2 protein-coding genes are annotated in these 6,586 nt (G+C 71.7%); both read left to right on the forward strand.

Going from position 1 to position 6,586, the window contains the following annotated elements:
- Nucleotides 1-61 precede the first annotated feature (61 nt).
- Nucleotides 62-1,162 carry an HAD-IIIC family phosphatase gene (locus tag AB0A97_RS35735; RefSeq protein WP_361158277.1) on the forward strand — a complete coding sequence of 367 codons (1,101 nt, stop codon included), beginning with the start codon at nucleotides 62-64 and terminating at the stop codon, nucleotides 1,160-1,162.
- A 198-nt stretch (nucleotides 1,163-1,360) separates the two neighbouring features.
- Nucleotides 1,361-6,586: type I polyketide synthase (locus tag AB0A97_RS35740; RefSeq protein WP_361158280.1), on the forward strand; the 5,226-nt coding region annotated here is incomplete at its 3' end.

Raw genomic sequence — 6,586 nt, forward strand, 5'->3', positions numbered from 1 at the left:
TGACTCCCCCCTCGGCCCGCGTCGTCCGCGGGCCACGCGAGCGAAGCCCGTAGGAGAACTCGTGGCCGACAAGACAACCCTCGTGAAGTGCCTGGTCTGGGACCTGGACAACACCATCTGGGACGGCACCCTGCTGGAGGATTCGAGCGTCGAACCGTTCCCCGGCATCCTGGACACCCTCGTGGAGCTCGACTCCCGCGGCATCCTGCACTCCGTCTCCAGCAAGAACGACCACGACCTGGCCTGGAAGCGGCTGGAGGAGCTGGGCCTGGCCGAGTACTTCGTACACCCCCGGATCGGCTGGGGCCGCAAGTCCGACGCGGTCCGCGAGATAGCCGAGCGGCTGAACTTCGCCGAGACAACCATCGCGTTCATCGACGACCAGCCCGCCGAGCGCGCCGAGGTCACCTACGGCGCCCCGGACGTCCGCTGCTACCCGGCCGAACAGGCCACCACGCTCACCGGACTGCCCGAGTTCAGCCCGCCGACCGTCACCGTAGACGCCCGCCGACGCCGCGAGATGTACCAGGCCGGCGCCCGCCGGGACGCCGAGAAGGAGACCTTCAACGGCCCCGACGAGGACTTCCTGCGCAGCCTCGACCTGGTCATGACCATCAAGCGGGCCGACGAGGAAGACCTCTCCCGCGTCGAGGAACTCACCCTGCGCACCAGCCAGATGAACGCCACCGGCGTGCACTACCCGGACGCCGCGCTGCGCGCGCTGCTGGCCGACCCCGACCACGAGGTGCTGACCGTCACCCTCACCGACCGCTTCGGCCCGCACGGCGCGGTGGGCGTCCTCCTCCTGGAGCGCCACCCGCGGCTGTGGCACCTCAAGCTGCTGGCCACCTCCTGCCGGGTGGTCAGCTTCGGCGCCGGCTCGGTGATCCTCAACTGGCTCATAGACCAGGCGGCCCGGGCCGACGCGCACCTCACCGCCGACTTCCGGCGCACCGAACGCAACCGCATGATGGACATCGCCTACCGGTTCGCCGGCTTCACCGACGACGCCTGCGCCTGCCTCGCCGCGCTCGAAGCCGCCGCCGGAGAGGGCGTCCAGCGGCTGCACCTGCTCGCCGACCACCGCGCGGCACCGTCCACCATGCGCCTGATCGCCCCCGAGCTGGCCCCCGACACCGGGGAGAAGACCCCCGTCGGCTGACGCGCCGAACGCCCGGCGGCCCGCCCGCCGGGCCCGCCGCCCGGGCACGACGGGCCGGACGCCCGCCGCGCCCGACGCCTTTCTCCCACCCCTTTCGCTGAGCCTGCCCGCGGCAGCCGCCCGGTCCTTCGGCCCCGTTCCCGGCCGAAGGACCGGCGAGCGGGTACCGCAGTCAACTTCCGGAATGCCGAGGGACTTGTGAACGACACCGATGGGCCGGCCCTGAAGGACACCGCCGCAACCGGCGCACAGCCTTTGGCGATCGTCGGTATGAGCTGCCGCTACCCCGGCGGGGTCCGTTCACCCGAGGACCTGTGGAAGCTGCTGGCCGAAGGCGGACAGGGGCTCTCCGACTTCCCGCAGGACCGCGGCTGGAACCTCGGCCCGCTCCACGGCCAGGACCCGGACGGCACCGGGACGACCTACCTCACCCGCGGCGGATTCCTCGACGACGCCGCCGGTTTCGACGCCGCCTTCTTCGGCATCCCACCGCGCGAGGCCCAGACCATGGACCCCCAGCAGCGGCTGCTCCTGGAGGCATCCTGGGAGGCGCTGGAGAACGCCGCCATCCTCCCCGCAGACATCCGCGGCACCCGCACCGGCGTGTTCGTGGGCGCCGAGCCCAGGGAGTACGGTCCCCGGCCGCACAGCGCACCGGGCAGCGCCAAGGGCCACCTGTTCACCGGCACCTCACCCGGCGTGATGTCCGGCCGGATCTCCTACCTGCTGGGACTGCACGGCCCGTCGCTCACCGTGGACACCTCCGCCTCCAGCTCCCTGGTCGCCATCCACCTCGCGGTGCAGGCGCTGCGGACCGGCGACTGCTCGCTGGCGCTGGCCGGCGGAGTGTCCGTGATGTCCACCCCAGGGAACTTCATCGCCTTCAGCGGACTCCGGGCCCTGTCGGCCGACGGGGTCTGCCGACCCTTCTCGGCCGCCGCCGACGGCACCGTGTGGTCCGAAGGCGTCGGCCTGATCGTCCTGGAGCGCCTGTCCGACGCCGTCCGCAACGGCCACCCCGTGCTGGCCGTGCTGCGCGGTTCGGCCATCAACTCCGATGGCGCCGGCGAGGGGCTGACCGCGCCGAACGGCAGCGCCCAGCAGTCCGTCATCCGCCGCGCACTGGCCGACGCGCACCTGACCGCCGACCAGGTGGACGCGGTGGAGGCGCACGGTACGGGGACGCGGCTGGGCGATCCGATCGAGGCGCAGGCGCTGCAGGCCACCTACGGTCAGGAGCGTCCCGAGGGTCGGCCGCTGTGGCTGGGCTCGGTGAAGTCCAACATCGGCCACACCCAGGCCGCCGCCGGTGTCGCGGGCGTCATCAAGATGGTGCTCGCCCTGCGACACGGCGAACTCCCCGCGACCCTGCACGCACACGAGCCCACCCCCGGGGCGGACTGGTCCTCCGGCGGGGTACGGCTGCTGACCGCTCCGGCACCGTGGCCGGCCGGTGCACGCACCCGCCGCGCAGGCGTCTCCGGCTTCGGCCTCGGTGGCACCAACGTTCACCTCCTTCTGGAAGAGGGCCCGGCGGCATGTCCGTCACATCCAGCACGTCCGGGACGTCCGGCACAGCCCACCACGCAGAGCGCACCCGCACCGGCAGCCGCACAGCCCGTGGTGTCGGCTGCCGAAACGGTCAGTGCCTGGCTGGTGTCCGGCCGCTCGGCCGCGGGCCTGGCGGCGCAGGCGGGGCGGCTGGGGGAGTGGGTTTCGCTTCGCCCGGCTGTCCGGCCGGTTGATGTGGCGTGGTCCCTGGCGGCGACGCGTTCGGTCTTCGAGCACCGGGCTGTCGTGGTGGGCACGGGGCGTGCCGAGTTGCTCGGTGGCGTGGAAAGCGTGGCGTCGGGTGTTCCGGCTGGTTCGGTGGTGTCCGGTGTGGCACGGCCGTGTGTTCGGCCGGTGTTTGCCTTCGCTGGTCAGGGTTCGCAGTGGGTGGGGATGGGTCGGGAGCTGGCGGGGGTTTCGCCGGTGTTCGCGGCGCGTCTTGATGAGTGTGCTGTGGCGTTGGCGCCGTATGTGGACTGGTCGCTCAGCGATGTTCTGGCGGGTGTGGAGGGTGCTCCGGCGTTGGAGTCGGCGGATGTCGTCCAGCCTGCGTTGTGGGCGGTGATGGTGTCGCTGGCCGCTGTGTGGGAGGCGGCGGGTGTGGTGCCGGATGCTGTGGTGGGTCATTCGCAGGGTGAGATTGCTGCGGCGACGGTGGCGGGGATGCTGTCGCTTGAGGACGGTGCGCGTGTGGTGGCGTTGCGGTCGCGTGCGCTGAAGGTGCTGGCGGGTGCGGGCGGGATGCTGTCGGTCAGCCGTCCGGCGACGGAGGTCCAGGAGCGCCTGGTCCGTTTCGGGGACAGGCTGTCTCTGGCGGCGGTCAACGGGCCGTCGGCCACGGTCGTCTCGGGTGAACCGGAGGCCCTTGAGGAGCTGAGGGCGGAGTTCGAGGCGGCGGGTGGCCGGGCGCGGATGGTCGCGGTGGACTATGCCTCCCATTCGGCGCAGGTGGACCGGCTGGAGGAGGAGATCACCTCTGTTTTGGCCGGGGTTTCCCCGCGTCGGGGTCGGGTTCCGATGGTCTCGGCGATGACTGGCGAGACGCTGTCCGGCGAGGAGCTGGACGCCGGGTACTGGTATCGCAGTCTGCGGGCGACGGTGCATTACGACCGTGCGGTGCGGGTTTTGGCTGGTCAGGGGCATCAGGTGTTTGTCGAGGTGACGCCGCACCCGGTGTTGGTCGGTGCCATGCACGACACCCTTCAGACACTCGCCCAGGAGGCCGGTCCTGGCGCGGTGCCGGGCGCCGTCTGCGGAACCCTGCGGCGGGACGACGGCGGTGCCGAGCGCCTGCTGGCTTCGCTGGCGGAGGCGTTCGTCAACGGGGCGCCGGTGAACTGGCAGGCGGTGTTGCCGACCGGACGGCGGGTGGAGCTGCCGACGTACGCGTTCCAGCACGAGCGGTACTGGCTCGACGCCGACGCCCCCACGCAACCGGCGGCGGAGCCGCAGGCCGCGGACCTCACCGCCGCCACCGGCACGACCGCGGGGCGGGGGCTGCGCGGACAGCTCGCCGGCCGGCCGGAGCCCGAACAGCACCAGCTCGTACTGGATCTGGTCACCACGCAGGCCGCAGCCGTACTCGGCCATCCGGCACCCGCGGCCCTGGACCCCGCACGTACCTTCAAAGAACTGGGCTTCGACTCGGTGACCGGGGTCGACCTGCGCAACCGGCTGAGCACCTCGGCCGCCCTCCAACTGCCCAGCACGCTGATCTTCGACCACCCCACACCGCTCGCGCTCGCCAACTTCCTGCACGGCGAAGCGCAGGGCCACGCCCCTTCGGCCGGTTCCGTCGACTCCACCCGGGCACCGGCGCCTGCGGGAGGTAACGACGAGCCCATTGCCATCGTGGCGATGAGCTGCCGTCTCCCGGGCGGCCTCAGCACCCCCGAACAACTGTGGGAGCTGCTGGCCGCGGGCGGCGAAGCAGTGGCCCCACTCCCCGCCGACCGCGGCTGGGACCTCTCCCGACAGCACGGCACCCGCCCCGACGGGGTTGACGAGGACACAGCCTCCGCGAGCCACGATGCGTCCACCCCCGGGCTGTCCACCCGCGGGCTGTCCACCCGCGGCGGTGGTTTTCTCACCGGCGCAGGGGACTTCGACGCCGCCTTCTTCGGGATCAGCCCGCGTGAGGCGCTGGCGATGGATCCGCAGCAGCGGCTGCTGCTCGAACTCTCCTGGGAAGCCTTCGAGCGCGCCGGCATCGACCCGGGGAGTCTGCGGGGCTCGGCGACCGGCGTCTTCGCCGGCGCGTCCCCGTCCGGATACGGCAGCCATGCGCCCGAGGAACTCACGGGCCACCTCCAGCCCGGCATCACCCCCAGCGTGATCTCCGGCCGGGTGGCCTACACACTCGGACTCGAAGGCCCCGCGCTGACGGTGGACACCGCCTGCTCCTCCTCGCTGGTGGCGCTGCACCTGGCCGTCCGGTCGCTGCGGTCCGGCGAGTGCGAGCTGGCCCTCGCGGGCGGCGTCACCGTGCACGCCACCACGTCCTGGCTGGACTGGTTCGACCGCCAGCGGGGACTGGCCGCCGACGGTCGTTGCAAGGCATACGCCGACCAGGCCGACGGGATGGGCATGGGCGAAGGCGCCGGCCTCCTGGTACTGGAACGCCTGTCCGACGCGCAGTGCAACGGTCACAAGGTGCTGGCGGTGGTGCGGGGCAGTGCGGTCAATCAAGATGGTGCTTCCAACGGTCTGACTGCGCCGAATGGTCCGTCGCAGCGTCGGGTGATCCGGGCGGCGTTGGCTGACGCGGGCCTGGAGCCGGTTGATGTGGATGTGGTGGAGGGGCACGGTACGGGGACGCGGCTGGGTGATCCGATCGAGGCGCAGGCGCTGCTGGCCACCTATGGCCAGGGTCGTCCGGCAGATCGGCCGTTGTGGCTGGGGTCGGTGAAGTCCAACATCGGGCACGCCCAGTCCGCCGCGGGTGTGGCGGGCGTTCTCAAACTCGTCCTCGCCCTCCAACACGGAGAAGTGCCGAGGACCCTGCACGCCGAGCGGCCGTCTTCGCAGGTGGACTGGGATGCGGGGGCGGTGCGGCTGGCTACTGAGGCGGTGCCGTGGCCGTCGACGGAGGACCGCCCACGGCGGGCCGGGGTCTCCTCGTTCGGCATCAGCGGCACCAATGCTCATGTGATCATCGAGCAGGCCCCGAGTGTCGAGGGTGCGCTCCTTCCGGAGGCGGCTCCGGGCGCGGCGGATGGTGTTGCCGGTGCGGAGTTGCCTTTGGTGCCGTGGGTGGTTTCCGGTCGTTCGGATGCGGGGTTGGCGGGTCAGGCGGGGCGGCTGGCCGCGTTCGTTGGGCACGGGTCGGGTGTGCGTCCGGTGGATGTGGGCTGGTCGTTGGTGTCGTCGCGTGCGGTGCTGGAGCATCGGGCGGTGGTGCTGGGTTCGGGCCGTGAGGAGTTGGTTGCTGGGCTGGGTGCGTTGGCGGAGGGCCGTGATCTGCCCGGTGTGGTGAGCGGTGTCGCGGGTGTTGCGGGCAAGGTTGGTCTTGTTTTCACCGGTCAGGGGGCGCAGCGGGTCGGGATGGGCCGTCAGCTCTATGAGGTGTTTCCGGTGTTCGCGGCGGCGTTCGATGAGGTGTGCGCGGGGTTGGATGTGCATCTTGGGGGTTCGCTGGCTGCGGTGGTGCGGGGTGAGGGTGATCCGTCCTGGCCGGGCGGGGGCCGTGTTGATGAGACGGTGTGGGCGCAGCCTGCGCTGTTCGCGGTGGAGGTGGCGCTGTTCCGTCTGCTGGTCTCGTGGGGTGTGGTGCCGCAGGTGGTGGCGGGTCATTCGATCGGTGAGCTGGCGGCGGCGCATGTGGCGGGGGTGTGGTCGCTGGAGGATGCCTGTGCGGTGGTGGCGGCCCGGGGG

Source organism: Streptomyces sp. NPDC045470, assembly GCF_040646595.1.
Taxonomy (GTDB): Bacteria; Actinomycetota; Actinomycetes; order Streptomycetales; family Streptomycetaceae; genus Streptomyces.